Below are 24190 nucleotides of genomic sequence, written 5' to 3' on the forward strand. Positions count from 1 at the left end.
TGAAAGCAGGCTTCAACACGATCGCTCGGCGCACGCTTGCCGCGGGCCTCTTCGGCGCGATGTCGCTGGCCGCCTCGGTCAGTGCGTTCGCCGCGCCGGCCACCGCCGAACCGGCCGCCCCGCATCCCTGGCAGCTCAACATGGGCAAGGGCGTCACCCACTCCTCGCAGATGGCGTGGGAAGCGCACATGGTCGCGCTGTGGGTCTGCGTGGTCATCGGCATCATCGTGTTCGGCGCGATGGCCTACGCGATGTTCAAGTTCCGCCATTCCAAGGGCGCGGTGCCCGCGGTCAACTTCACGCACAGCACCAAGCTCGAGATCGTCTGGACGCTGGTCCCGGTCATCCTGCTCGTCGGCATGGCGTGGCCGGCCACCGCCAAGCTCATCGCGATGTACGACACCCGCAACGCCGCGATGACCGTCAAGATCACCGGCTACCAGTGGATGTGGAAGTACGAGTACCTGGGCGAGGGCGTGGAATTCACCAGCCGCCTGGCGAAGAACAGCGACCAGATCCGCCAGTCGCACGTCATCCCGAAGTACGACAACCCCGACCAGCGCCACTACCTGCTGGAAGTGGACAACATGCTGGTCGTGCCGGTCGACACCAAGATCCGCTTCGTGATCACCGCCGACGACGTCATCCACGCCTGGTGGGTGCCGGCGCTGGGCTGGAAGCAGGACGCCATCCCGGGCATCGTCAACGAAGCCTGGACCGACATCTCCACGCCGGGCATCTACCGCGGCCAGTGCGCGGAGCTGTGCGGCAAGGACCACGGCTTCATGCCGATCGTGGTGAAGGCCGTCTCGAAGGAAGAATTCAAGCAGTGGCTGGCCGCGCAGAAGGCGAAGAACGCCCCCGCCAAGCCGGCCGCCGCCGCCGCGACCGCGGCCGAAGCCATCAACGCCACGCCCGCGGGCATCGGCCCGGCCCAGCCGGCCGCGCCGGACGCCAGCAACACGCCCACGCCCGAACCCGCCGAGCCGATCACGCACTGACCTGCGTTGCGCTTACTCCATCCGAACAAGCATTACCTGAGGTAGGCCATGGCCACGCAAGACGCCGCCGGTTATCACGACGACCACGGGCACAAGCAGTCCTTCCTTGAGCGTTGGTTCTTCTCGACCAACCACAAGGACATCGGCACGCTGTACCTGGTGTTCTCCTTCATCATGTTCATCATCGGCGCCGCGATGTCGGTGATCATCCGGTGGGAGCTGATGACCCCGGGCCTGCAGCACATGAAGCCCGAGTTCTTCAACCAGATGACCACGGTGCATGCGCTGGTCATGATCTTCGGCGGCGTGATGCCGGCCTTCGTGGGCCTGGCCAACTGGATGGTGCCGCTGCAGATCGGCGCGCCCGACATGGCGCTGCCGCGCATGAACAACTGGTCCTTCTGGATCATGCCGTTCGCCTTCACGATGCTGCTGGTCACGCTGTTCCTCGACGGCGGCGCACCCGCCGGCGGCTGGACGCTGTACCCGCCGCTGTCGATCCAGGGCGGCAGCAACGTCGCCTTCGCGATCTTCGCCATCCACATGATGGGCATCAGCTCGATCATGGGCGCGATCAACATCATCGCCACCATCCTCAACATGCGCGCCCCGGGCGTCGACCTGCTGAAGATGCCGATCTTCTGCTGGACCTGGCTGATCACGGCGTTCCTGCTGATCGCGGTCATGCCGGTGCTGGCGGGCGCGGTGACCATGCTGCTCACCGACAAGTTCTTCGCCACCAGCTTCTTCTCCGCCGCCGGCGGCGGCGACCCGGTGATGTTCCAGCACATCTTCTGGTTCTTCGGGCACCCGGAGGTCTACATCATGATCCTCCCGGCGTTCGGCATCGCCTCGGAGATCATCCCCACCTTCTCGCGCAAGCCGCTGTTCGGCTACCAGGCGATGGTGTACGCCACCGCGTCGATCGCGTTCCTGTCGTTCATCGTGTGGGCGCACCACATGTTCACCGTCGGCATGCCGCTCGGTGGCGAGCTGTACTTCATGTTCGCGACGATGCTGATCGCGGTGCCTACCGGCGTGAAGGTGTTCAACTGGGTCACGACGATGTGGAAGGGGTCGATCTCCTTCGAAGCGCCCATGCTGTGGGCCGTCGCGTTCGTCATCCTGTTCACCATCGGCGGCTTCTCGGGCCTGATGCTCGCGATCGTGCCGGCGGACTTCCAGTACCACGACACGTATTTCGTCGTGGCGCACTTCCACTACGTGCTGGTGACCGGCGCGGTGTTCGCGATCATCGCCGCCGTGTACTACTGGTGGCCGAAGTGGACGGGCCGCATGTACAACCAGACCGCCGCCAAGTTCCACTTCTGGTGGTCGGTGATCTTCGTCAACGTGCTGTTCTTCCCGCAGCACTTCCTGGGCCTGGCCGGCATGCCGCGCCGCATCCCGGACTACAACGTCGTGTTCGCGGACTGGAACTTCGTCAGCTCCATCGGCGCGTTCGGCATGTTCGCCACGCCGTTCATCATGTTCGCCGTGCTGTACGCCTCGCTGCGCAACGGCGCCAAGGCCGAAGCCCGTTCGTGGGAAACCGCGCGCGGCCTGGAGTGGACGGTGCCGTCGCCGGCCCCGCACCACACCTTCGCCACGCCGCCGGTCATCAAGGATGGCGACCTCGCGCACGGCGACTTCGCGCACATGGATTTCGACTGATCGGCATTGCCGGTCACTGACGCCATGAACGAGCAAGACACGCCGATGACTGCCGACCAGCTTGCCGCGCGCCGCAAGGGCGTGCGGCGCACGGCGTGGGCGATCGGCCTGGTCGCGCTGGCGATCTACGTCGCGTTCGTGTTGTCCGGGGTCCTGGCGAAGTGAACGATCCGCAGGCCACCACCCCGGCACAGCGCCGCTTCGGCATCGGCAAGATGGTGCTCGTCGCGCTGGCCGCGTTCGCCTTCACCTTCGCGCTGGTGCCGCTGTATCGCATCGCGTGCGAGAAGGTGTTCGGCGTGCGCCTGGAGCGCCAGGCCGTCACCGCGCCGACGGGCAGGAAGGCCAACACCGAGCGCACGGTCACCGTGCTGTTCGATGGCGGCGTCAATTCCAAGTTGCCGTGGGCGTTCAAGCCGGAGCAGGCCACGATGCAGGTGCATCCGGGCCAGCAGTACGAAGCCAGCTACTTCGCGCGCAACGAAAGCACGCGCGCGATCGTGGGCAACGCGGTGCCGTCGGTCGCACCGGCGCGCGCCTCGGGGTACTTCAGCAAGACCGAATGCTTCTGCTTCACCGCGCAGACCCTGGCCGCCGGCGAAGGCCGCGCGATGCCGGTGCGCTTCATCGTCGACCCGGCGTTGCCGGACGACGTCACCACGATCACGCTGTCCTATACCTTCTTCAAGAACGATGCCCTGACGTCGCAGATCGACGCGCCGACGGGTGTGTCGTCCCAGCCGCACGCGGCACCCTGAGCCCAACGAACCACCGGAAACGACCATGGCAGACGCCCACGCCCACGAGACGCACGACACGAACGCCTATTACGTGCCGCATGGCAGCCGCTGGCCGGTGGTCGCGTCGGTCGCGCTGTTCACCACGATGCTGGGCTTCGCCAACTGGCTCAACGACGTCAGCTGGGGCAAGACCGTGTTCTTCCTCGGCATCGCGTTCCTCGCCGCGATCCTGTTCAAGTGGTTCACGGACGTCATCCGCGAATCGCTGCGCGGCTTCTACAACAAGCAGGTCGACACCTCCTTCCGCATGGGGATGGTGTGGTTCATCTTCTCCGAGGTGATGTTCTTCGCCGCGTTCTTCGGTGCGCTGTTCTACGCGCGCCAGTTCGCGTTGCCGTGGCTGCAGGGCGAAGGCCACAAGCTCGCCACGCACGCGGTGCTGTGGTCGGACTTCACCGGTGGCTGGCCGAGCAACGGCCCGGGCGCGATCGGCGGTACGTACCAGACGATCCCGCCGTGGGGCCTGCCGCTGCTCAACACGCTGATCCTGCTGACCTCGGGCGTCACGGTCACCATCGCGCACCACGCGCTGAAGGCCGGCCACCGCAAGCAGCTGTTGTTGTTCCTCGGCATGACGGTGTTGCTGGGCGCGCTGTTCCTCACCTTCCAGGCCGAGGAATACATGCACGCCTACAAGGAGCTCAACCTGACGCTGGGTTCGGGCATCTACGGCTCCACGTTCTTCATGCTCACCGGTTTCCACGGCGCGCACGTCACGCTGGGCACGATCATGCTGGCGATCATCTGGATGCGCTGCTTCGCCGGCCATTTCGATCGCGACAACCACTTCGCGTTCGAAGCGGTGGCCTGGTACTGGCACTTCGTCGACGTGGTGTGGCTGGGCCTGTTCCTGTTCGTGTACGTCCTGTAAGGGCGTTACGCGACCCAGAGTGACTGCGTGACCCGACACGGGCCGGCGTTGCCGGCCCGCGTCGTCTCCGGCGACATACTCGATGGAATCAGGGCGCGCGGCCGATGCCGTGCGGCACGATCCAGCCCATCTTGATGCTGAGCGCCACGATCAGGATGAGCACCACCGACAGCGCGATGCGCTTGGTGAGCGCATTGACCGTCCGGTTGGTGGTCCCCTTGTCGACCAGCATGTAGTACAGCCCGGCGCCGAGGTTCCAGAGGATGAGTATCAGGAAGCCGACGATCAACAGGGTCTTCAGCGAATCGCTCATGGCGGCGTCTCCCGGCGCGTTGTTGCCGGCATTATCGCGCCGCGCGCGGGGCATCGCGTGACCCGTCGCGGGACGCTCGTGTTCGGCTGGACGCTGGCGCTGCTGGCGATGGCGGGCTTCGCGCGCCTGGGCTTCTGGCAGTACGGGCGGATGCACGAGAAGCAGGCGATGCTGGAGCGCGCGGCGCAGGCGCTGCACGACCGCAAGCCGCACCCGCTCGATGCCGCCGACGCACAGCCCGACCAGGGCCTCGACGTGCGCTGGGTCGAAGGCGACGGCCACGTCCTCGCGCCCACGCTGCTGCTCGACAACCAGCTGCGCGAAGGCCAAGCCGGCGTGCGCCTGTACTGCGTGCTGCAGCCCGCCACCGGCGCGGCGCGCCTCGTCGATTTCGGCTGGCTGCCCGTGGCGGGCGATCGCAAGCTGCCCGATGCCAGCTGCGCGCAGGGGCCGCTGCACGTGCGCGGCCTGTCGGCGCCGCCGCCGTCGAGCGGCTTCCCGATCGGCGCGGCGATGCAGCAGGTCGGCCCGTCGCGCTGGCTGATGATGCGCGTGGATTTCGGCGCGATCGATACCGCGCTGCATGCGCGCCTCGCCTCGCACGTGGTGCGCCTGGATCCCGCGCTGCCCATCGGCTACGTGCGCGACCTCGACATCCTCCCCAACACGCTCCCGCCCGAACGGCACCTGGGTTACGCCGTGCAGTGGTGGGCCATGGCCATCACGGTGTTCGTCACCGCGTTGCTCCTGACGTTCCGCAAGAAAAAGAAGGTCCGTGCATGAATCGTCCCGTCGACCCCGCGCAGGCCACGCGCAACCGCAACCGGATGACGCTGGTCGCGATCGCGTTGCTGTTCTTCGGTGCGCTCGCCGTGGCGGGTTTCCTGCGTTTCTCCGGCTGGCGCCCCGCGGGCCTGAAGGCGCGCGGCGAACTGCTGCAGCCGCCCGCGGACCTGCGCCGCGTGGCGCCGGTGCTCGCCGATGGCACGCAGTACGCATGGAACCCGGCCACGCGCACGTGGCGCATCGCCGCGATGGCGCGCGATTGCGACACCACCAACGCCGCCGCCTGCGCCGACGTGCTCTCGCAGCTCGACACCGTGTGGCAGCTGATGGGCCGCGACGCCGATCGCGTCGACGTGCTGTGGGTCGGCGCCGTCCCCGCGAATGGCACGCGCCCGGGCACGCTGCGCGCCGTGCGCGCCAGCGACGCGTTGCGCGACGGCCTGCCGCGTTCGTCCGATGCACGCGGTCCGGTCGTCGTCTACATCCTCGATCCGAACGGGTTCGTGGTTCTGCGCTACGCTCCGGGCTTCGACCCCGGCGACCTGCGCACCGACCTGTCCCGCCTGCTCAAGGTGAACTGAGATGACGATGCGCCCGACGCCGGTGGTGCCGTACCGCCACTTCCACCGCCTCGCGTGGCTCGCCGTCGCGCTGGCCTTCGGCGTGATCGTGTTCGGTGCGTTCGTGCGCTTGTCGAACGCGGGCCTGAGCTGCCCCGATTGGCCCACGTGCTACGGCCGCGCCGCATGGCCGACGCACGCCAACGACGCCGCCGACCACGCCGCCACCGCGATCCGCGCGGTCGAACCGCACAAGGCCTGGCGCGAACAGCTGCATCGCATGCTGGCCGGTTCGCTCGGCGTGCTCGTGTTGTCGCTCGCGTTGCTCGCCGCGCGCAAGCGTCGCCATGGCCTCGTGCAGGTGATCGGCGCCGCGGTGCTGGTGGGCATCGGCATTCCGCTCTACATGCACGGCCAGCACGCGGCGGCCTCGGTGTTCGCGATCCTCGGGGAAGGACTGCTGCTTTTCGCCGCCTTGCGCTGGTCGAACCTGGACCTTGCGCGCGCCGCTGCACTCACGCTCGCCGTCATCGTGTTCCAGGCGTTGCTGGGCATGTGGACGGTCACGTGGCTGCTCAAACCCATCGTGGTGATGGGGCATTTGCTCGGCGGCCTGCTCACGTTCTCGCTGCTCACGTGGATGGCGTGGAAAGCCACCGACATCCCGATCCGCCTCGCCGATGCGAAGCGCGTGCGCCTGCTGCTCGGCATCGGGCTGGCGCTGCTCACGCTGCAGATTGCGCTCGGCGGCTGGACCAGCGCCAACTATGCCGCGCTCGCGTGCGCCAACGATTTCCCGAAGTGCGTGGGCCAGTGGTGGCCGCCGACGAATTTCCGCGAAGGCTTCGTGCTCTGGCGCGGCATCGGCGTGGACTACGAAGGCGGCGTGCTCGACGGCGCCTCGCGCATCGCGATCCAGATGGCGCACCGCATCGTGGCGGGCGTCGTGTTCGTGTACCTGCTCGGCCTCGGTTACCGACTGATCCGCACGCCGGGCATGCTCGCGTGGGGCGTGACGCTGGCGGTGCTGGTGTGCGCGCAGGTCGCACTGGGCATCGCGAACGTGAAGCTCGGCCTGCCGCTGCAGATCGCGGTGGCGCACAACGCCGGCGCGGCGCTGCTGCTGTTCGTGCTGGTCTCGCTGATCGCGCGCGTGCGCCGGCCGGAGGCCTGACGCCCCATGCGCTCCACGGCCGCCCAGTACTGGACGCTCACCAAGCCGCGCGTGGTGGCGCTGATCGTGTTCACCGCGCTGGTGGGCATGTTCCTCGCCGTGCCCGGCCTGCCGCCGCTGAAGGAAACGGTGCTCGGCCTGCTGGGCATCTGGCTCGCGGCCGCGTCCGCCGCGGCGATCAACCACGTGCTCGACCAGCGCATCGACGCAGTGATGGCACGCACGCACGATCGTCCGTTGCCCACCGGTGGCCTGCGCACCACGCAGGCCGTTGTCTTCGCGATCACGCTGGGCGTCGCCTCGATGGCGATCCTGGTGTTCCTCGTCAATCCGCTGTGCGCGGTGCTCACCTTCGCGTCGCTGATCGGTTACGCGATCGTCTACACCGGCTGGCTCAAGCGCGCGACGCCGCAGAACATCGTGATCGGCGGCATCGCCGGCGCCGCACCGCCGGCGCTCGGCTGGAGCGCGATCACCGGCACGCTGGATCCGCATGCGCTGCTGCTGGTGCTGATCATCTTCGTCTGGACGCCGCCGCACTTCTGGGCGCTGGCGATCTTCCGCCGCGAGGATTACGCGCGCGCCATGATCCCGATGCTGCCCGTCACCCACGGCGTCACCTACACGCGCTGGCAGATCCTGCTCTACACGGTGCTGCTGGTGCTGGCGACGATCCTGCCGTGGGCCACCGGCATGAGCGGCCTGTTCTACCTGGGCGGGGCGCTGGTGCTGGGCGTGGTGTTCCTCTGGTACGCCTGGCGCCTGCTGGATCCGCCGGACGAGTTCTTCGCCATGCGCACGTTCCAGTACTCGATCGTGTACCTGATGGCGCTGTTCGCCTTCCTGCTGCTCGACCACTGGCTGATGCCGTGGCTGCAGGCGGCGCCCGCGATGCAGCTGCAGGCCACCTGAGGCCCCGCAAACCGCGGCCTGTTCCGCAGTTCGGCGCTGTAACAGGGCGCGCTTGTTACAGGCCTGCGGGGCTGTGATGCGTTTCGCAGAGCGATGACGCCGATCGGCGTTTCATCGGTCTCCCAGAGGGGGGACGCACCATGAACCGAGTCGACCAGTCCGATCGCAGCGAGCGCGGGGCGCGCGTGCTGCTGTTCTTCGCCCTGTGCGGGGCCGTGATGTGGGCGTTGGCCAGCGCGCCGGCGTAACCGGGGTTACTGCGCGGGCGCCAGCTCGCGCTTCAGCGCGCCGATCTGCACGGGGAGTTCGCGCAGCTCCAGCTTCTCCGCATCGCTGAGCGCCGACAGCCCGCGCTCGTTGATCTCGCGGTTCAACTCCGCGATGCGCTGCTCCAGGTACTGCAGCTCCAGCATGCGCAGGATGCCGCGGAATTCCGGCTCGGCCTCGCCGTGCTCGTACAGGTTGGATTCCATCGCGAGCTTCTGCAGCGCGGCGGACTCATCGCGTTCGGAAAAGTGTTCGAGCAGCCCGCCCGTGGTGATGGCGGGGCGCTCCTTCGCCGCGGCGATCATGTCGACCAGCAGATCCACGCCCGGCAACTGCAAGGCCGCGAACCGATAGGGCGGCGACAACGACAACGCCAGCGCCGGTTGCTGCAGCAGCAACGCGATCGCACCGCGCACCAGGCTCTTCTTCGCCGGCGGCGTGATCGGCGCCGAGCGCGCGCGCTGCACCGGCACGTGCGTGTCCGGCGTGCTGGCCCGCGCCCCCACGCCGGTGAGTTCCACCAGGCGCTGCTTCATCAGGTCGCCGAACGCACCATCGGGAATCTGCGCCAGCAACGGCTTGCAGCGTTCGGCCAGCCGCGCCTTGCCGTCCAGGTTGGACAGGTTCACGTCGGTAGCCATGTGCGAATAGAAGAACTCCGACAACGGCATCGCCTGCTTCAGGCGCACGTCGAAGCCGTCGGCGCCTTCCTTGCGCACGATCGTGTCGGGATCCTCGCCATCGGGCAGGAACAGGAAGAACGCCTGACGGCCGTCCTTCATGCGCGGCAGCACGGATTCGAGCGCCTTCCACGCCGCGCTGCGGCCCGCGCGATCGCCGTCGAAACAGAAATACACATCCGCCGCGTTGCGGAACAGCAACTCCGCGTGGTCGGACGTGGTCGCGGTGCCCAGCGTGGCCACCGCCTGCGACACGCCGTACTGCGCGAGCGCCACGACATCCATGTAGCCCTCGACCACGATCAGCCGTTCGAGCTTGCTGTTGACCTGCCGCGCCTGCCACAGCCCATACAACTCGCGGCCCTTGTGGAAGAGGGCGGTCTCGGGCGAGTTGAGGTACTTCGGCGAATCCTCGGCATCCAGCACGCGCCCGCCGAAGGCGATGGTGCGCCCGCGCCGGTCGGCGATCGGGAACATCAACCGGTCGCGGAACTTGTCGTAGATGTTGCCCTTGTCGTTCTTCGAGAACAGGCCCGCGCGCTCGAGCAATTGCATGCGGCGCTGGTCGGTGCCGAGCGCATCGCGCAGTGCGTTGAAGCCATCGGGCGCGTAACCGATCGCGTAGCGTTCGGCGATCTCGGGCGCGATGCCGCGGCGTTCGACGTAGGCCTGCGCCTTGTCGCTGCCGGAAAGGTGCTTGCGGAAAAACTTGGCCGCGGCATCGAGCGCCGCGAACAACTCGTGCGTGTCGCCGTCTTCGTTGCGCTGGCGCGTGTCGCGCGGCACTTCCATGCCGACGCGCTTGGCGAGTTCGTCCACCGCGTCGAGGAACTCGAGGCGGTCGTAGTTCATCAGGAACGAAATCGCGGTGCCGTGCGCCTGGCAGCCGAAGCAGTGATAGAACTGCTTGGTGGGCGAGACGGTGAAGCTGGCCGAGCGTTCGTCGTGGAAGGGGCAGCGCGCCGCGAATTCCTTGCCCTGGCGTTTCAACGGCACGCGCGAGGCGATCACCTCGACGATGTCGGTGCGCGCGAGCAGGTCGTCGATGAAAGCGTCGGGGATGCGGGCCATCAGAAGCTCAGGATGCCACGCCGACGGCGCGGCGGAAGGCGCGCGCGATCAACCGCCGGCGAGGCGGCGCTTCACGATCTTCGAGACGTCGCCCATGTCGGCCTTGCCGGCCAGGCGCGGCTTGAGCACGCCCATCAGCTTGCCCATGTCGGCCGCGCCCGCGGCGCCGCTGTCGCGGATCGCGCCGTCGACGATGTCCTCGATCTCGGCCTCGGACAGCTTGGCCGGGAGGTAGTGCTCGATCACCGCGATCTCCGCGCGCTCGATGCCGGCCAGGTCTTCGCGGTTGGCGGCGTCGTACTGCGACACCGAGTCGCGGCGCTGCTTGACCATCTTCTCGAGCACGGCCAGCACCTGGGCGTCGTCCAGCTCGATGCGCTCGTCGACTTCCTTCTGCTTGATGGCCGCGTTGATGAGGCGGATGACGCCGAGGCGTTCCTTCTCGCCGGCCTTCATCGCGGTCTTCATGTCGTCGGTGAGCTGGGTCTTGAGGCTCATGCGGGATCCTTGGCGATCGATTGGCACAAATGCGAAAAGCCGGCGCGCTTGCGCGCGGCCGGCTTCGCGGGATCAATGGAGTCCGGCACGGGGGCCGGACGCCGGTCGATCAATACAGGCGCTGGCGCTTGGTCACGTCGCGCGAGGTGCGACGGGACTGGCGCTTCACCGCGGCGGCGGCCTTGCGCTTGCGTTCCTGCGTGGGCTTCTCGTAGAACTCGCGCTTGCGGGTCTCGGCGAGGACGCCGGCCTTCTCGCAAGTGCGCTTGAAGCGGCGCAGGGCAAACTCGAAAGGCTCGTTTTCGCGGACTTTGACGCTCGGCATACGGTTTCTCTGTTCGGGGATCGGCCGGGTCACGCCCGGCGAGCCGCGTATGATAGCCGCACGGTTTTCCGGGGCGCAACCTCAAATGCCCCGCCGACTGCAGATCCGAACCCCCATGCGCGTCCTAGGCATCGAAACCTCCTGCGACGAAACCGGCGTGGCCGTGTACGACACGGACCGCCCCGGCCCCGATGGACTGCGCGCCCACGCGGTCTACAGCCAGATCGCCCTGCACGCCGAGTACGGCGGCGTGGTGCCTGAACTCGCCAGCCGCGACCACGTGCGCAAGCTCCTGCCGCTCGTCCGACAGACCCTGGCCGAGGCCGGCATCGCCATGCGGGACATCGATGGCGTGGCCTATACGGCCGGTCCGGGCCTGGTCGGCGCGCTCCTCGTGGGGGCCGGCGTGGCCCGTTCGCTGGCCTGGGCGCTGGATGTCCCGGCCATCGCGGTCCATCACATGGAGGGGCACCTGCTGGCGCCCCTGCTCGAGGATCCGGACCTCAAGCCCCCGTTCGTGGCCCTGCTGGTGTCCGGCGGCCACACCCAGCTGATCGAAGTCGACGCCATCGGGCGCTATCGCCTGCTGGGCGAAACCCTCGACGACGCCGCGGGCGAGGCCTTCGACAAGACCGCCAAGCTGATGGGCCTGCCGTACCCGGGCGGGCCGCAGCTGGCCGCGCTGGCGGAGCAGGGCCGGCCCGGCGCCTACAAGTTTTCCCGGCCGATGACCGATCGCCCCGGCCTGGATTTCAGCTTCAGCGGCCTGAAGACCCAAGTGCTGCTGGCCTGGCGCGACAGCGACCAGTCCGAAACCACCCGTGCCGACATCGCGCGCGGCTTCGAGGACGCCGTGGTCGACACGCTGGCCATCAAGTGCGAACGCGCGCTGGATGCGGCCGGCTGCGACACCCTGGTGGTCGCCGGCGGCGTGGGCGCCAACAAGCGCCTGCGCGCCAAGCTCGATGCCATCGCCACGAAGCGCGGCGGCCGCGTGCGCTTCCCGCGCCCGGCGCTGTGCACCGACAACGGCGCGATGATCGCCTTCGCCGGCGCGCTGCGCCTGCAAGCCGGCCAGCATTCGGACACCGCCGTGTCGGTGCAGCCGCGCTGGGATATGGCATCGTTGCCCGCCGTGCCGGACACCGCGAACGCATGAGCGACAAGGTTTTCATCGAAGGCCTGCAGATCGACACCCTGATCGGCATCTACGACTGGGAGCGGCGCATCCGCCAGCCGCTGCGCTTCGACATCGAGATGGCCTTCGACAACCGCGTGCCCGCCGCGAGCGACGCGATCGAAGACACGCTGGACTACAAGGCGGTGAGCAAGCGCCTGATCGCGTTCGTGTCCGCGTCGGATTTCGGACTGGTCGAGAAGCTGGCCGAACAGTGCGCGAAGCTGATCCTCGACGAATTCAACGTGTCCCACGTGCGTTTGAAACTCAGCAAGCCCGGCGCCGTGCGCGGCGCGACCGCCGTGGGTGTGATCATCGAACGCTCGCGCGCGTGAGCACGACGCGCGCCTACCTCAGCCTCGGCAGCAACGTCGAGCCCGAGCGCCATATACGCGCGGCCATCGACGCATTGCGCGCGCGCTTCGGCGACGTCGTGGTCTCGCCGGTGTATCGCGTGCCCGCGGTCGGCTTCGACGGGCCGGATTTCCTCAACGCCGCCGCGATCATCGACAGCGACCTGGATCCCTTCGCGCTCGTGCGCTGGCTGCAGGACCTGGAACGCGACAACGGGCGCATCCGCGGGCACGTGAAATTCAGCGACCGCACGCTGGACGTCGACCTCGTGTATTTCGGCGACCTCGTGCTCGAAACGCCCGAGCTGCAACTGCCGCGCCCCGAATTGCGGCATGCCTTCGTGCTGCGTCCGCTGGCGGACATCGCGCCGGCGTTCGTCGATCCCGTGCGGCAGGTAACGTTATCCGACCTGTGGTCCGCGCACGCCGAGCACGGCGCGCACCTGGACATCGTCGCGCTCTAGCCTTCGAGCAACCGGCCGCCGTCGAGGCGCAGCACCTGGCCGGTCGTGTACGTCGCATCCTGCAGCAACCAGCGCACGGCTTCGGCCACTTCTTCCGGCGTGCCGGTGCGCCCGAGCGGCGTGCGTTCGAGCATCGCCTGCTTCATCGCATCGTCCTTGCCGGATTCCGGCCACAGGATCGCGCCCGGTGCGATCGCGTTGACGCGGACTTCGGGCGACAACTCCAGCGCCAACGCGCGCGTCATGTACGCCAGCGCCGCCTTGCTCATGCCGTACAGCGCGTGCGCGCGCAGCGGGCGTTCGGCGTGGATGTCGGTGAGGCTGACGATCGCGCCGCGCGTGGCGCGCAGGTGCGGTGCGGCGGCCTGCGAGAGGAAGAACGGTGCGCGCACGTTCGCGGCGAACAAGGTGTCCCACTGCGCCGGCGTCGCTTCGCCGATCGGCGTCGGGAAGAACGCCGAGGCGTTGTTGACCAGCGCATCGAGGCGCCCGAAGCGCCCGATCGTGTGCGCGAGCAATTCCGGCAAGCGATCGAACTCCGAAAGGTCCGCCTGCAACACGTGCGTGCTGTTCGCGCGCTGCGCTTCGAGCGAGGCCGCCATCGCGTTGCATTCGATGCGCGAGCGTCCGCAATGCATCGCGACGTCGTAACCCGCGGCGTGCAGGCGACGTGCGATCGCGGCGCCCAGGCGTCGGGCGCTGCCGGTGATGAAGGCGACGGGGCGGGCGTTCGTCATGGGCGCTTTCCGAGAGTCCGGCTATCCTGCGCCGCATTGTTGCCGCATTCCCTGTCCATGTCCGCACCGCAGTCCCTTCCCCCGATCGACCCCGACGCCCTGGCCCACAGCGAACGCCTCCGCGTCCGCCTGCAGGAGCAGATCCTCGCGTCCGGGGGCGCACTTCCGTTCTCGCGGTTCATGGAGCTCTGCCTTTACGCACCGGGCCTGGGCTACTACAGCGCGGGCGCGACCAAGTTCGGCGCGGCGGGGGACTTCACGACCGCGCCGGAGCTCGGCCCCTTGTTCGCCGCCTGCGTCGCCGACAGCCTGGCGCCGGTGCTGCGGCAGCTGGGGCCGGCGGCCGACATCGTCGAGCTCGGCGGCGGCAGCGGCGTGTTCGCCGAAGTCGCGCTCAAGAAACTCCTCGCGCACGACGCGCTCCCCGCGCGTTACGCGATCCTCGAACCCAGCGCCGACCTGCGCGCCCGCCAGCAGGAGCGCCTGCGCGAACGCCTCAACCCGTTGCTGTACGACCTGGTCGACTGGCTCGACGCGCCGCCGCAGCAACCGTGGGACGGCGTGCTGTTCGCGAACGAAGTGATCGATGCCTTGCCGACGCCGCGCTTCACGCTGCGCGATGGCGAAGTGTTCGAAGAGCACGTCGCGCTCGACGGCGATGGTCGCTTCGTGCGCGCGGACCGTCCCGCCGACGCGCTGCTCGCCGCCGCGGTGCGGCATGTCGAACGCCAGCGCGAGGAACCCTTCCCGGACGGCTATCGCTCCGAGTTGCTGCCGCAATTGCCGTACTGGATCCAGGCGGTGATCGGCGGCCTGCGCAGCGGTGCGATGTTGTTCGTGGACTACGGCTATCCGCGCCACGAGTACTACTCGGCGCAGCGCAACGACGGCACCTTGCGCGCGTTCCATCGCCATCGCATGACCAACGACGTGTACGCGTTGCCCGGCCTGCAGGACATCACCGCGTCGGTGGATTTCACCGCGCTCGCGGAAGCAGGCACGGGTGCGGGCTTCGATCTCGCGGGCTATTGCTCGCAGGCGAGCTTCCTCATCGGCAATGGCCTCGAAGGCAACCTTGCCGCCGCCGAAGCGCGCGCGCACGACGAAGCCGCACGCTACAAGCTGCGCCAGGAAGCCAAGCGCCTCACGCTCCCGGGCGAAATGGGCGAACGCTTCCAGGCGATGGGCTTCCAGCGCGACGTGGGCTTCGACGTCGCCTTCCTCACCGGCGACCTGAGCTGGCGCCTGTGATCCGCTGGCCGGGGACGGGCGCGCTCAAACCGTTCGCACGACCGCAACGCTGGCTCGGCGCGTGGTGGGTGATGATCACGGCGGTCATCGTCGGTTCGTTGCTGCCCGCGTTGTTGTTGCCGGACCTGCCGCCGGGCAGCGACAAGCTCGAACACTTGCTCGGTTACGCCACGCTGGCGGCGACCGCGGTGCAGCTGTTCGCGACGCGTGTGTCGATATTGCGCGCTGGCCTGTTCCTCGTCGCACTGGGCGTGGCGATCGAAATCGCGCAGGGCACGTTGACCACGACGCGTTCGATGGATGTCCACGACGCGATCGCCAACACGCTGGGCGTGTGCCTGGGCCTGTCGACGCTGCTGACGCCGATGCGCGACTGGCTGCTAGGCGTCGACCGACGCGCCTGACGCGCGCGCCGCACCGATCGCGCGGATCCGCGCCTGCGCCAGCGCTTCACCGAGCGCCGGGCCTTCGAGGCCTTCGCGCATCACGTCCGCAGACTTCACCTGCAGGGTGGCGTCGAGCAAACGCAGCAGCTCGGCGCCCTGCGGATAGGCCTCGTCCTGCAATCCCGCGCGGCCGCGCTTGTCCGCTTCGCACACGAGTGCCAGCTGCGCGATGCGCGCCGGCTGGCGGAAGGCATCGCAGCGCGCCAGCAGTTCGTGCACCGTGCGATCGCGCAATTCGAACAGGCGATGCACGTTGAGGTGTTCGCGGCAGGCCAGCTTCGCGAGGTCGCGATGTTGCGCCGGCACCTTCATCCGCTCGCACAGCACGCGCAACGGGGCGAGGCCTGCGTGTTCGTGTCCGATGTGTTTCGGCAGCACGTCTTCGGGCGTGAGCGCCTTGCCGAGGTCATGCGCGAGCGCTGCAAAGCCCACCACTGCATCGCCGGGCGCGAGTTGCGCGGCCATGTCGCAGACGAGTTCGATGTGCACGCCCGTGTCGACTTCCGGGTGGTACTCCGCGCGCTGCGGTACGCCGTAGAGCGCATCCACTTCCGGCAACACCACCGCGAGCGCACCGCACGCACGCAACGTCCGCAGGAACGCGGCCGGCGCCGCCGAGGCCAACGCCCGCGACAACTCCTGCCACACGCGTTCCGGCACCAGGTCGGAGAGTTCGCCGCCCGCCACCATCTCGCGCATCAGCGCCATCGTTTCCGGCGCGACTTCGAACCCGAGTGGCGCAAACCGCGCCATGAACCGCGCCGCGCGCAACACGCGCAACGGATCCTCCACGAACGCCGGTCCGACGTGCCGCAGCACGCGTGCTTCCAGATCGCGCGCGCCACCCCACGGATCGACGAGCGTGCCGTCCGCCGCCTGCGCAATCGCGTTGATGGTGAAGTCGCGCCGCTGCAGGTCTTCGTCGAGCGTCACCGACGGATCGGCATCGACGACGAACCCACGATACCCGCGCCCGGATTTGCGCTCGGTGCGCGCGAGCGCGTATTCCTCGCCGGTCTTCGGATGCAGGAACACCGGGAAGTCGCGGCCCACCGGCTTGAACCCGCGCGAGAGCATTGCTTCCTGTGTTTCGCCCACGACCACGTAGTCGCGATCCCCGGCCGGCAGGCCGAGGAGGGCATCGCGCACGGCGCCGCCGACGAGGAAGGTTTGCATGCGCGGGATCATGCCGGTTTTCCGGCACGCCGCGGAAGCAGGCTCAGGACTTGGTGACGGTCGGTGCCGGGGTCGCCACCGGGCACGTGAATTTCTTCCGCGCCCCGCCGGCCTGCCCGCGCATCCGGTTGCTCACCGGTGCCGCATCGCCATTGAGGCGCCAGTCGTACAACACGCTGAAGGCCAGCACGCGCGCCACGTACTCGCGCGTTTCCTTGTAGCTGATGGTCTCGATCCAGAATTCCGGATCCATCCCTGGCCGCTGCGCCTGCCAGCGCGCCAGCGGCGCCGGCCCCGCGTTGTAGCCGGCCAGCACCATGTACGGCGGGCCGTAACGGTCGTAGAGCTGTCGCAGGTACGCGGTACCGATCGCGATGTTGGCGTCGGGGTCGTACAGCGTGGCCACGCCATTCCACGGCACGCCGATGCGGCGCGCGACCGCCAGGCCCGTCGCCGGCACCACCTGCATCAGGCCCATCGCGTTCGCGCCCGAGCGTGCGTTCGTATCGAACACGCTCTCCGCGCGGATCTCCGCGGCCACCCATGCAGGATCGAGCCCGTTCTTCGCGGCCTCGCGGCGGATCGTCGCGTCGTGGTGCAGCGGGAAGCGCAAGGTGTACAGCCGCGTTTCCTCCGGCTGCTTGCCGAGCGAAAACACCGCGCGGTCGAACCACCCGTATTGCTGGGCCACCTTCACCGCATAGCGCCGCTGCTCGTCGCTGAAACGCGACAGCGCGTCGTCCCACTCGCGCTGCGCCCAGCCGTCGCGATCGAGCTGGTGCAGCGCCAGCGCGCGCACGAGCGCCGGATCGCGCGCGATCGTCGCTTCCACCGGCGAATTGGCGGACAACTCGATCGGGCACAACGCGTAGGGCAGGTTGAGCTTGTCCGCGGCGAGGAAGCCGTGGAATTCCGGCTTCATCGCGGCCTGCCGGTACAGCGCAGGTGCGGCGGCCTTGTCGCCGGCGATCTCGTTCAAGCGCGCGGCGAAGTACAACCAGCGCGAATCGCTGCGCTGCTTCTCGCCCATCTTGTTGATCGCCGCCAGCGCCGCCGGCCAGTCGCTGCGCGACATCGCTTCGCGCACGCGCCATTCGTGCAGGCGCTCGTCGTACGCGGACGCCGGCACGGCGTTGAGCCGCTTCGCCGAATCCGGTTCGTACGAGGCCACCGTCCACAGCGCGGCCTGGTACAGCACGCGTGCGCGATCGGCTTCGGTGAACTGCAACGCATCGCCGTACTTCGGCAACTGCGTGTCGACCGTCATCGGCACCGACTTCGCCAGGCGCGCGAGGCCCTGCGACGCCATCATCCGGCTGCGCGCGGTCTTCGGCCACGTGAGCGCGCGGTCGTGCACCGCATCGAAGAACGCGGCGTAATCGTTGGCCAGCGCCAGGTCGTCCGCGGGCAATCCGCGGGCGGCGTTGCGCATCGTCGCCGGATCCCATTCCGCCGCGGCCTTGTCGATGCGTTCCCAGCGCAGCGCCGGGGGCAGGCCGCCCTTCGCCGCGAGGATCGCCATCGGTGCATCGCAGCTGGACGGCAACGGCTTGCCGTTGATGCGCCAGATCGCCTGCGCGTCGCTGACCCATTGTGCATCGGTGGTGCCGAGCGCCTGGCGTTCGTTGAGTTCGGCGCAGCGCAGGTCGACGCTCTTGTTGTCCGCATTCCACGCGGCGCGGAATGCAGGCCAGTCTTCGCGGCGCGCGGTGGACGCGAGCCACAGGTCGCGGAACGCGGCACCCACCGCCTGGCCGCGGTACTTCGCGAGGAACGCCTGCGCACGTGCATTCGGCACGAGGTCCATGCTGCGCTTGAGCTCGGCGAATTCGATCCAGCCGGCGAGGGGATGCGTGGCGAGCGAATCACGCTGCGCGCCGGTCAGCTGCCCGCGTTCGGCGGCATCGAGCGCGGCGCGTACGTCTTCGCGGCGCGGATCGCTGCGCAATTGCACGGGCGCGGGCGACACCGAGGCGGCGGGGGCCGGCGTGGGCGCGCGTTGCTGGGCGGGCACCTGCGCGGAACCACAGCAGGCGACGACGAAGAACGCTGGAATCAGGGGGCGCAGCGACATGCCACGGACGATAGCAGAGCCACGCTTGCTGTCGTGTTTACGGTCAGCGCAACGCCCGTTCGGGCACGTCGATTTCCGCCGCGAGCGCGAGATGGTCCGAGAAAGCGGCCGCGAACGCGGCCATGTTCGCCACCTGCAGGTCGCCGGTGGTGAGGATGTGGTCGATCGCGCGCTGCGGTCGCCAGCTGGGGAACGTGGGCACGCACGACGCCGGCGGCTGCAGTTGCGTGCGCTTGTACAACTGCTGCATCTCAGGCCGGTCCGGATCGCAGTTGAAGTCGCCCATCAGGATCGCGTGCGGATGGTCGTGCAGGAGTTCGGCGATGAAGGACAGCTGCGATTCGCGTGAACTCGCACCGAGCGACAAGTGCGCGATCGCCACCGCCAGTCCGTCGCGCCCTTCGCCGAAATGCGCCAGCAACACGCCCCGCCCGCGCACGCGGCCGGGCAGGGGGTGGTCGTGCACGTCGGTGGGTTCCAGCTTCGACAACAAGCCGTTGGCGCTGGACGCCAGCCCGCCGACGCGACGGTTGGGCTGGTGGCTCCAGTACGCGAAGCCCCCGCGTTGCGCGAGGTAGTGCGTCTGGTTGGTGAACCCCGACCGCAAGCTGCCGGGGTCGCTTTCCTGCAATCCGACGATGTCGTGCTGCCCGGCCAGGTGCGCGATCTGGTCCAGCATCCCGCGCTTGTTGCCGGCGGGCAGCACGTGCGACCAGCTGCGCGTGGCGTAATCGCTGAAGCGCCGGGTGCTCGACCCGGCCTGGATGTTCGCGCTGAGCAGCTTGAGCCGGCGTTTCGCCATCGCGTCGGTGATCAGCCCTGCGCTGCGGTGGTGGCGGGGGCGGCGGGCGCGGCGCCTGCGGCGCGTTCCTGCGCGATCAAGGCGCTGGCGATGCGCAGCATGTCCTCGAAGCTGGTGCCGGTGACCTTGTACTTGCCGTTGACGATCAGCGTGGGCGTGCTGTTGGCGTTCGTGCGCTGCATGAACTGCTTGCCGCGGTTGACCTGCGCCGCGACGGTGAAGCTGTTCATCGTGCTGAGGAATTCCTTCGGGTTGGCGCCGTACTTGCCGTAGAAGTTGGCGATGGCCTGTTCGTCCACCGGGTCGCCTTCGCCGGGCATCGTCTGCTCGACGTGGATCGCGCGGATCAGCGCGTCGTGCGAACGGTTCACCAGGCCCATCGAGTCGGCGACGTAGAACGCCTTCGCGTAGGGATTCCATTCCGGGCCGAACGGCGCGGGCACGTAGCTGAAGCGCACGTCCGCCGGCAGCTTGGCCTTCCACGCTTCGACCAGCGGATTGAACGCGGCGCACGCCGGGCAGACGTAGCCGAACACTTCGACGACTTCGATCTTGCCGTTGAGCGGCATCCACGGCTGCGGATCCTTGATCTCGACGTAGTCGCGACCGACCTGCAGGCCGTTCGGGTTGGCGGCGAGCGCCTTGTCGGCGGCGGCGTCGGCCGACGCGCTGGGCGCGGCGGCGGTGGTGCTGGCGGGCGCGGGGGTGGTGCCGGCCGGTTCGTCGGCGCTGGCCGGCGTTTCGGCGGTGGACGCCGGCGCAGGGGTGTTGGTGGCGGGCGGCGTCGGGGCGCTGCACGCGGCCAGCGCAACGAGCAGCAACGGAAGGAGGGCGCGGAGCTTCATGGTCGGTCCTCTGGGATTCGTGTGGAGGTCGTGCAAAAGGGTCAGGGCTTCGCCGACAGCAGCATGTCGACGATCCGGCGTGCATTGGCCAGCTGCGCTTCGGCGGAATTGCCCGCGACGCGATACTGCCCGTTGACGATCAGGGTGGGCGTGCCTTCGATCTTGCTGCGCAGCGAGAAATCGTGCGCGGCCTGCATGCGCACGGCGACCGCGGGGCTGGCCATCGCGGCGAGGAACTTGGTCGGGTTCACGCCGAGCGTCTGGTAGTAGCTCGCGATCTCGCCGTCGGTGGGGTTCATCGCCAGCAGGCTGTCGTTGTGGATCGCGCGGAACGTCATCGCGTGCGTGCGCGGCAACAGGTTCATCGATTCGGCCGCGAAGAACGCGCGGCCCAGCGAATCGTCCACCTCGTACGCGGCGGGCACGTAGTTGAAGCGCACGTTCTTCGGCAGCGTGGCCCTCCACGTTTCCACGGCCGGCGCGAAGTGCGCGCAGTGGATGCAGGTGTAGGCGAAGATCTCGACGACTTCGACCTGGCCCGGCTTCAACGGACGGAACGGCGCGCCGTCTTCAATGCGCTGGTAATCCACGCCTTCCACGGGCGCGTCGGCCGCGAGCGCGACGGCGGGCAACAGCAACGCGAGCAGCAACACCATCAGCGACCGAACCATGCCCATCCTTCCGTTGCGCGGCCCGTGACGGGACGCGGACAAAAAAAAGCCGGCCTCAGTGTGGGGCCGGCGCACCGATCAAGGTTGTGAACGCTTGCTCCGACACGCAGCACGCGGCGAAGTTCCGCGTGCCGTCAGTCCGCCGCGACGGCTTCGTCGCCGCGCGCGTGCAGGCCCTGCAGGTAGCTGGCGAGCGACTGGATCTCTTCGTCCGTCAGCGGCTTGGCCACCGAGGCCATCACATTGAACAGGTGCGGATCGGCCTGCGTGGTCGTGCCCGCGCGGTATTCCTCGAGGCGACGCTGCGCATACGCGCTCTGCTGGCCGGCGATGGCGGGATACGCCGGGCCCGGGTTGCCGGCGCCGGCGGGGCCGTGGCACGCCATGCATGCCGGGATGCCGCGCGCCGCGTCGCCCTGGTGGAACAGGCGTTCGCCGACCTGGTAGAACTTCATGCCCTTGTTCGGGCCGTCCGCGATCACGGTGTCGTCGGCCACGCCCGCACCGGCCTTCTGCGTCGCGAAGTACGCACCGAGGTCGCGCATGTCCTGCGCGCTCAGCGCATCGGCGTAGGGCTTCATCACCGCGGCCATGCCCGAGTTGCGCTCGCCGCTCTTGATGAGCGTGATCTGGTGGGCCACGTAGCGCTCCGGCATGCCGGCCAGGCGCGGGTACTGCGGATCGGACGGGTTGCCGTCCAGGCCGTGGCAGGCCGCACAGGTGCCGGCCTTGGCGGCGCCGCGCTTCACGTCGCCCCAGGTGGCCTTGGCCTCGACCAGCGGCGCGGTCTTCGCGGCCGCATCGGCGGGCACCGGCTGCACGGTGGTCTGGGCGAAAGCCACGGCGGCGACCGCAAAAGCGGCGATGCCGGCGTAGCCGAGGACGCGTGCGTGGCGCATGCAAAGCTCCGGGAGTGCTGGGAATGCGGCGCCGGGAAAGGCCCGCAGAGGCGCGGGATTATCGTCGGCCGCGCCTGATCGGGTCAAACCGGACAACGGATGGGATTCGGATCATCAGGGGCCCCGGCGGGGCCGGCGTGCGATCCTTGCGCCATGTCGAACCCCTTTGCCCGCGCCAAGTACGCCCTCTCGGCGCACAACTTCCGCCAGCTGCCGCCCGATGCCGGCGCCGAGGTGGCCTTCGCCGGCCGCTCCAACGCCGGCAAGTCCAGCTGCCTCAACGCGCTCGTGCAGCAGAACGCCCTGGCCCGCGTCTCCAAGACGCCGGGCCGCACGCAGCAGCTCGTCTTCTTCGACGTCGCACCGCAGAAGCACCTCGTCGACCTGCCCGGCTACGGCTACGCCAAGGTGCCGCAGGACCTGCAGGCGCACTGGCAGCAGTTCCTCGATGGCTACTTCTCCACGCGCGATGCGCTGCAGGGGCTGGTGGTCATCATGGACATCCGCCACCCGCTGAAGGACTACGACCGCCAGATGCTCGGCTACGCCGCCAGCCGCGGCCTGCCCGCGCACGCGGTGCTGACCAAGGCCGACAAGCTCTCGCGCGGTGCCGCGGCCAACACGCTGCAAGCGGTGCGGATGGAGTTGCAACGCCTGTGGGCCGACACGGTGTCGGTGCAGACCTTTTCCGCCGAATCCAAGCAGGGCGTCGACGAACTGCGCAAGGTGGTTTCGTTCTGGCTGCAGATCTAGCGGCCTGCATGCCGACGGCTTCCCGTTTGCCTTGGGGCAGGGGGAAGCAACGGACCTGAACATCATCGCGTCGCTGGAACACAACCCCAGCCGCGGAACGCCAGTGTCCTGATTGCGTGACGATTCGGCCGCCTTGCCGGGACTATAGTCCCCGGCCAGCGACAGTCCGGGCCGTGTCCCACTCGCCGCCCCCCATCGCAACGAGTCGTCGGATGTCGAGCCTCAGCAACGTCGCAGAACTTCCCATCACCGACCGGCGCGAACTGGTCGAGTACCTCGCGTCGGGCAGCAAGCCGCGCGAAGACTGGCGCATCGGCACCGAGCACGAGAAGTTCGGTTTCCGCAACGACGACTTCCGCGCGCCCACCTTCGACGGCGACCGCGGCATCGAAGCGATGCTCAACGGCCTGGTGCGCTTCGGCTGGGTGCCGGTGCAGGAACACGGACGCACGATCGCGCTCACCCGCGACGGTGCGTCGGTCACGCTGGAACCGGCGGGCCAGTTCGAACTCTCCGGTGCCCCGCTCGAATCCGTGCACGACACGTGCCGCGAAACCAACGGCCACCTGGCGGAAGTCAAGACGGTCGGCAACGAACTCGGCCTCGGCTTCCTCGGCATGGGCTTCCAGCCGAAGTGGCGCCGCGACGAAATGCCGTGGATGCCCAAGGGCCGCTACAAGATCATGCGCGAGTACATGCCCAAGCGCGGCGACCTCGGCCTGGACATGATGACGCGCACCTGCACCGTGCAGGTCAACCTCGACTTCGCCAGCGAAGCCGACATGGTGAAGAAGTTCCGCGTGTCGCTGGCGTTGCAGCCGGTGGCCACTGCGTTGTTCGCCGATTCGCCGTTCACCGAAGGCAAGCTCAACGGCTTCATGTCGTACCGCTCGCATATCTGGACCGACACGGATCCCGATCGCACCGGCATGCTCGACTTCGTGTTCGAGGACGGCTTCGGCTTCGAGCGCTACACCGATTACCTGCTCGACGTGCCGATGTACTTCGCCTACCGCAACGGCGAATACCTGGATGCGTCGGGCAAGTCGTTCCGCAAGTTCATGGAAGGCAAGCTCGACGTCGTGCCCGGCGGCCTGCCCACGCTGCGCGACTGGTCGGACCACATGACCACCGCGTTCCCCGAAGTGCGCCTGAAGAAATACCTGGAAATGCGCGGCGCCGATTCCGGTCCGTGGAATCGCATCTGCGCGCTGCCCGCGTTCTGGGTCGGCCTGTTGTACGACGATGCGTCGCTCGATGCGGCCTGGGACCTGGTGAAGGATTTCTCGCGCGAAGAACGCCACGCCTTGCGCGACGGCGTGCCGAAGCACGCGTTCAAGCTGCCGGCGCGCGTCGGCGGCACGCAGGCCACGCTGCGCGAGTTGTCGATCGAAGCGCTGAAGATTTCCGCCGCCGGCCTGCAGCGCCGCGCGCGTCGCAATCGCAGCGGCCACGACGAAAGCGTGTTCCTCGATCCGCTGATCGAATCCGCCGAAGCGAACCAGACGCCGGCCGAACGCAAGATCGCGCTGTTCGAAGGCCCGTGGGCCGGCGACATCAACCGCGTCTTCGCCGAGTTCGCGTACTGAATGCCGTGCTCCTCCCCGCTC

At 68.4% G+C, this 24190-nt stretch carries 27 protein-coding genes; 16 read left to right on the forward strand and 11 right to left on the reverse strand.

What is annotated here, in order from left to right:
- The first annotated feature begins 59 nt into the window (after positions 1 to 59).
- Genes coxB through LYSHEL_RS07250 form a run of 5 tightly spaced genes read left to right on the forward strand, consistent with a single transcriptional unit; the run spans position 60 to position 4346 of the window.
- Positions 60 to 1001 carry a cytochrome c oxidase subunit II gene (gene coxB / locus LYSHEL_RS07230; protein ID WP_213437685.1) on the forward strand — a complete coding sequence of 314 codons (942 nt, stop codon included), beginning with the start codon at positions 60 to 62 and terminating at the stop codon, positions 999 to 1001.
- A 48-nt stretch (positions 1002 to 1049) separates the two neighbouring features.
- Positions 1050 to 2675, forward strand: coding sequence for a cytochrome c oxidase subunit I (gene ctaD / locus LYSHEL_RS07235; protein WP_213437140.1), 1626 nt, complete (start codon positions 1050 to 1052; stop codon positions 2673 to 2675).
- A gap of 24 nt (positions 2676 to 2699) precedes the next feature.
- Positions 2700 to 2840 carry a hypothetical protein gene (locus LYSHEL_RS07240; RefSeq protein WP_213437901.1) on the forward strand — a complete coding sequence of 47 codons (141 nt, stop codon included), beginning with the start codon at positions 2700 to 2702 and terminating at the stop codon, positions 2838 to 2840.
- A gap of 50 nt (positions 2841 to 2890) precedes the next feature.
- On the forward strand, positions 2891 to 3433 hold the full coding sequence (locus LYSHEL_RS07245; RefSeq protein ID WP_244858731.1) for a cytochrome c oxidase assembly protein: 543 nt from the start codon (positions 2891 to 2893) through the stop codon (positions 3431 to 3433).
- Positions 3434 to 3458: 25 nt separating this feature from the next.
- Entirely contained in the window at positions 3459 to 4346 is an 888-nt protein-coding gene (locus LYSHEL_RS07250; protein WP_213437144.1) for a cytochrome c oxidase subunit 3, read from the forward strand.
- An 88-nt stretch (positions 4347 to 4434) separates the two neighbouring features.
- Here LYSHEL_RS07250 and LYSHEL_RS07255 read toward each other — a convergent pair whose 3' ends face one another.
- Positions 4435 to 4659: a twin transmembrane helix small protein gene (locus LYSHEL_RS07255; RefSeq protein ID WP_213437146.1), complete on the reverse strand. Its 225-nt coding sequence runs from the start codon at positions 4657 to 4659 to the stop codon at positions 4435 to 4437.
- Positions 4660 to 4716: 57 nt separating this feature from the next.
- Between LYSHEL_RS07255 and LYSHEL_RS07260 the strand changes: the two genes are divergently transcribed.
- From LYSHEL_RS07260 to cyoE, 4 genes are read left to right on the forward strand one after another with little or no spacing between them, the layout of a single operon-like run.
- Positions 4717 to 5442 carry an SURF1 family protein gene (locus tag LYSHEL_RS07260; RefSeq protein WP_213437148.1) on the forward strand — a complete coding sequence of 242 codons (726 nt, stop codon included), beginning with the start codon at positions 4717 to 4719 and terminating at the stop codon, positions 5440 to 5442.
- Positions 5439 to 6026: a hypothetical protein gene (locus LYSHEL_RS07265; RefSeq protein WP_213437150.1), complete on the forward strand. Its 588-nt coding sequence runs from the start codon at positions 5439 to 5441 to the stop codon at positions 6024 to 6026. The genes LYSHEL_RS07260 and LYSHEL_RS07265 overlap by 4 nt, the downstream gene beginning before the upstream one ends.
- Before the next feature lies 1 nt (position 6027).
- Positions 6028 to 7179, forward strand: coding sequence for a COX15/CtaA family protein (locus LYSHEL_RS07270; RefSeq protein WP_213437152.1), 1152 nt, complete (start codon positions 6028 to 6030; stop codon positions 7177 to 7179).
- A 6-nt stretch (positions 7180 to 7185) separates the two neighbouring features.
- Positions 7186 to 8091, forward strand: coding sequence for a heme o synthase (gene cyoE, locus LYSHEL_RS07275; protein WP_213437154.1), 906 nt, complete (start codon positions 7186 to 7188; stop codon positions 8089 to 8091).
- Positions 8092 to 8345: 254 nt separating this feature from the next.
- Here the strand turns inward: cyoE and dnaG are convergent, their stop codons facing one another.
- The 3 genes from dnaG to rpsU form a co-directional block, all read right to left on the reverse strand.
- Positions 8346 to 10109 carry a DNA primase gene (gene dnaG, locus LYSHEL_RS07280; protein WP_213437156.1) on the reverse strand — a complete coding sequence of 588 codons (1764 nt, stop codon included), beginning with the start codon at positions 10107 to 10109 and terminating at the stop codon, positions 8346 to 8348.
- A 48-nt stretch (positions 10110 to 10157) separates the two neighbouring features.
- A complete protein-coding gene (locus LYSHEL_RS07285) occupies positions 10158 to 10607 on the reverse strand; it encodes a GatB/YqeY domain-containing protein (RefSeq protein ID WP_213437158.1) in 450 nt (149 codons plus the stop codon).
- Positions 10608 to 10716: 109 nt separating this feature from the next.
- A complete protein-coding gene (rpsU, locus tag LYSHEL_RS07290; RefSeq protein ID WP_182823286.1) occupies positions 10717 to 10932 on the reverse strand; it encodes a 30S ribosomal protein S21 in 216 nt (71 codons plus the stop codon).
- 115 nt (positions 10933 to 11047) lie between these two features.
- Here rpsU and tsaD point away from each other — a divergent pair, with 115 nt between their 5' ends.
- The 3 genes from tsaD to folK are packed head-to-tail and all read left to right on the forward strand — an operon-like array spanning position 11048 to position 12926.
- Positions 11048 to 12091 (forward strand): tRNA (adenosine(37)-N6)-threonylcarbamoyltransferase complex transferase subunit TsaD, encoded by a 1044-nt coding sequence (gene tsaD / locus LYSHEL_RS07295; RefSeq protein ID WP_213437160.1) that lies wholly within the window; start codon positions 11048 to 11050, stop codon positions 12089 to 12091.
- Entirely contained in the window at positions 12088 to 12444 is a 357-nt protein-coding gene (folB, locus tag LYSHEL_RS07300; RefSeq protein WP_213437162.1) for a dihydroneopterin aldolase, read from the forward strand. The genes tsaD and folB overlap by 4 nt, the downstream gene beginning before the upstream one ends.
- A complete protein-coding gene (folK, locus tag LYSHEL_RS07305; protein ID WP_213437164.1) occupies positions 12441 to 12926 on the forward strand; it encodes a 2-amino-4-hydroxy-6-hydroxymethyldihydropteridine diphosphokinase in 486 nt (161 codons plus the stop codon). The genes folB and folK overlap by 4 nt, the downstream gene beginning before the upstream one ends.
- Here folK and LYSHEL_RS07310 read toward each other — a convergent pair.
- Positions 12923 to 13663, reverse strand: coding sequence for a pteridine reductase (locus tag LYSHEL_RS07310; protein WP_213437166.1), 741 nt, complete (start codon positions 13661 to 13663; stop codon positions 12923 to 12925). The two genes, folK and LYSHEL_RS07310, sit on opposite strands and share 4 nt — an antisense overlap.
- 57 nt (positions 13664 to 13720) lie before the next feature.
- Here LYSHEL_RS07310 and LYSHEL_RS07315 point away from each other — a divergent pair, with 57 nt between their 5' ends.
- Positions 13721 to 14914, forward strand: a complete 1194-nt coding sequence (locus LYSHEL_RS07315; protein ID WP_213437168.1) for a class I SAM-dependent methyltransferase — start codon at positions 13721 to 13723, stop codon at positions 14912 to 14914.
- Positions 14911 to 15318 (forward strand): VanZ family protein, encoded by a 408-nt coding sequence (locus LYSHEL_RS07320; RefSeq protein ID WP_407075168.1) that lies wholly within the window; start codon positions 14911 to 14913, stop codon positions 15316 to 15318. Before LYSHEL_RS07315 ends, LYSHEL_RS07320 begins: the two co-directional genes overlap by 4 nt.
- Here LYSHEL_RS07320 and LYSHEL_RS07325 read toward each other — a convergent pair.
- From LYSHEL_RS07325 to LYSHEL_RS07350, 6 genes are all read right to left on the reverse strand, one after another.
- Positions 15295 to 16536: a multifunctional CCA addition/repair protein gene (locus LYSHEL_RS07325; RefSeq protein WP_213437170.1), complete on the reverse strand. Its 1242-nt coding sequence runs from the start codon at positions 16534 to 16536 to the stop codon at positions 15295 to 15297. The genes LYSHEL_RS07320 and LYSHEL_RS07325 overlap by 24 nt on opposite strands.
- 43 nt (positions 16537 to 16579) lie before the next feature.
- Entirely contained in the window at positions 16580 to 18610 is a 2031-nt protein-coding gene (locus tag LYSHEL_RS07330) for a lytic transglycosylase domain-containing protein (RefSeq protein ID WP_213437172.1), read from the reverse strand.
- 43 nt (positions 18611 to 18653) lie between these two features.
- Positions 18654 to 19391: an endonuclease/exonuclease/phosphatase family protein gene (locus LYSHEL_RS07335; RefSeq protein WP_213437696.1), complete on the reverse strand. Its 738-nt coding sequence runs from the start codon at positions 19389 to 19391 to the stop codon at positions 18654 to 18656.
- Positions 19392 to 19423: 32 nt separating this feature from the next.
- On the reverse strand, positions 19424 to 20257 hold the full coding sequence (locus LYSHEL_RS07340; protein WP_213437174.1) for a thiol:disulfide interchange protein DsbA/DsbL: 834 nt from the start codon (positions 20255 to 20257) through the stop codon (positions 19424 to 19426).
- Positions 20258 to 20298: 41 nt separating this feature from the next.
- A complete protein-coding gene (locus LYSHEL_RS07345; RefSeq protein ID WP_213437176.1) occupies positions 20299 to 20928 on the reverse strand; it encodes a thiol:disulfide interchange protein DsbA/DsbL in 630 nt (209 codons plus the stop codon).
- Positions 20929 to 21062: 134 nt separating this feature from the next.
- Positions 21063 to 21827, reverse strand: a complete 765-nt coding sequence (locus LYSHEL_RS07350; protein WP_213437178.1) for a c-type cytochrome — start codon at positions 21825 to 21827, stop codon at positions 21063 to 21065.
- 153 nt (positions 21828 to 21980) lie between these two features.
- Between LYSHEL_RS07350 and yihA the strand changes: the two genes are divergently transcribed.
- The gene (gene yihA, locus LYSHEL_RS07355) at positions 21981 to 22580 is read left to right on the forward strand and encodes a ribosome biogenesis GTP-binding protein YihA/YsxC (protein ID WP_213437180.1); all 600 of its coding nucleotides are present in this window, start codon (positions 21981 to 21983) and stop codon (positions 22578 to 22580) included.
- A 212-nt stretch (positions 22581 to 22792) separates the two neighbouring features.
- Positions 22793 to 24169 carry a glutamate--cysteine ligase gene (locus tag LYSHEL_RS07360; RefSeq protein WP_213437182.1) on the forward strand — a complete coding sequence of 459 codons (1377 nt, stop codon included), beginning with the start codon at positions 22793 to 22795 and terminating at the stop codon, positions 24167 to 24169.
- The last annotated feature ends 21 nt before the right edge of the window (positions 24170 to 24190 follow it).

Origin of the sequence: Lysobacter helvus (assembly GCF_018406645.1) — a bacterium.
Taxonomy (GTDB): Bacteria; Pseudomonadota; Gammaproteobacteria; order Xanthomonadales; family Xanthomonadaceae; genus Noviluteimonas; species Noviluteimonas caseinilytica.

Coding starts and splice junctions, on each gene's coding strand:
- tsaD (WP_213437160.1), top strand. CDS start 11,048: ATGCGCGTCCTAGGCATCGAAACCTCCTGCGACGAAACCGGCGTGGCC.
- LYSHEL_RS07360 (WP_213437182.1), top strand. CDS start 22,793: ATGTCGAGCCTCAGCAACGTCGCAGAACTTCCCATCACCGACCGGCGC.
- rpsU (WP_182823286.1), bottom strand. CDS start 10,932: ATGCCGAGCGTCAAAGTCCGCGAAAACGAGCCTTTCGAGTTTGCCCTG.
- LYSHEL_RS07265 (WP_213437150.1), top strand. CDS start 5,439: ATGAATCGTCCCGTCGACCCCGCGCAGGCCACGCGCAACCGCAACCGG.
- cyoE (WP_213437154.1), top strand. CDS start 7,186: ATGCGCTCCACGGCCGCCCAGTACTGGACGCTCACCAAGCCGCGCGTG.
- LYSHEL_RS07325 (WP_213437170.1), bottom strand. CDS start 16,536: ATGCAAACCTTCCTCGTCGGCGGCGCCGTGCGCGATGCCCTCCTCGGC.
- LYSHEL_RS07255 (WP_213437146.1), bottom strand. CDS start 4,659: ATGAGCGATTCGCTGAAGACCCTGTTGATCGTCGGCTTCCTGATACTC.
- LYSHEL_RS07245 (WP_244858731.1), top strand. CDS start 2,891: ATGGTGCTCGTCGCGCTGGCCGCGTTCGCCTTCACCTTCGCGCTGGTG.
- ctaD (WP_213437140.1), top strand. CDS start 1,050: ATGGCCACGCAAGACGCCGCCGGTTATCACGACGACCACGGGCACAAG.
- LYSHEL_RS07350 (WP_213437178.1), bottom strand. CDS start 21,827: ATGCGCCACGCACGCGTCCTCGGCTACGCCGGCATCGCCGCTTTTGCG.
- LYSHEL_RS07240 (WP_213437901.1), top strand. CDS start 2,700: ATGAACGAGCAAGACACGCCGATGACTGCCGACCAGCTTGCCGCGCGC.
- LYSHEL_RS07330 (WP_213437172.1), bottom strand. CDS start 18,610: ATGTCGCTGCGCCCCCTGATTCCAGCGTTCTTCGTCGTCGCCTGCTGT.
- folB (WP_213437162.1), top strand. CDS start 12,088: ATGAGCGACAAGGTTTTCATCGAAGGCCTGCAGATCGACACCCTGATC.
- LYSHEL_RS07250 (WP_213437144.1), top strand. CDS start 3,459: ATGGCAGACGCCCACGCCCACGAGACGCACGACACGAACGCCTATTAC.
- yihA (WP_213437180.1), top strand. CDS start 21,981: ATGTCGAACCCCTTTGCCCGCGCCAAGTACGCCCTCTCGGCGCACAAC.
- LYSHEL_RS07345 (WP_213437176.1), bottom strand. CDS start 20,928: ATGGTTCGGTCGCTGATGGTGTTGCTGCTCGCGTTGCTGTTGCCCGCC.
- LYSHEL_RS07285 (WP_213437158.1), bottom strand. CDS start 10,607: ATGAGCCTCAAGACCCAGCTCACCGACGACATGAAGACCGCGATGAAG.
- dnaG (WP_213437156.1), bottom strand. CDS start 10,109: ATGGCCCGCATCCCCGACGCTTTCATCGACGACCTGCTCGCGCGCACC.
- LYSHEL_RS07310 (WP_213437166.1), bottom strand. CDS start 13,663: ATGACGAACGCCCGCCCCGTCGCCTTCATCACCGGCAGCGCCCGACGC.
- LYSHEL_RS07315 (WP_213437168.1), top strand. CDS start 13,721: ATGTCCGCACCGCAGTCCCTTCCCCCGATCGACCCCGACGCCCTGGCC.
- coxB (WP_213437685.1), top strand. CDS start 60: ATGTCGCTGGCCGCCTCGGTCAGTGCGTTCGCCGCGCCGGCCACCGCC.
- LYSHEL_RS07270 (WP_213437152.1), top strand. CDS start 6,028: ATGACGATGCGCCCGACGCCGGTGGTGCCGTACCGCCACTTCCACCGC.
- LYSHEL_RS07340 (WP_213437174.1), bottom strand. CDS start 20,257: ATGAAGCTCCGCGCCCTCCTTCCGTTGCTGCTCGTTGCGCTGGCCGCG.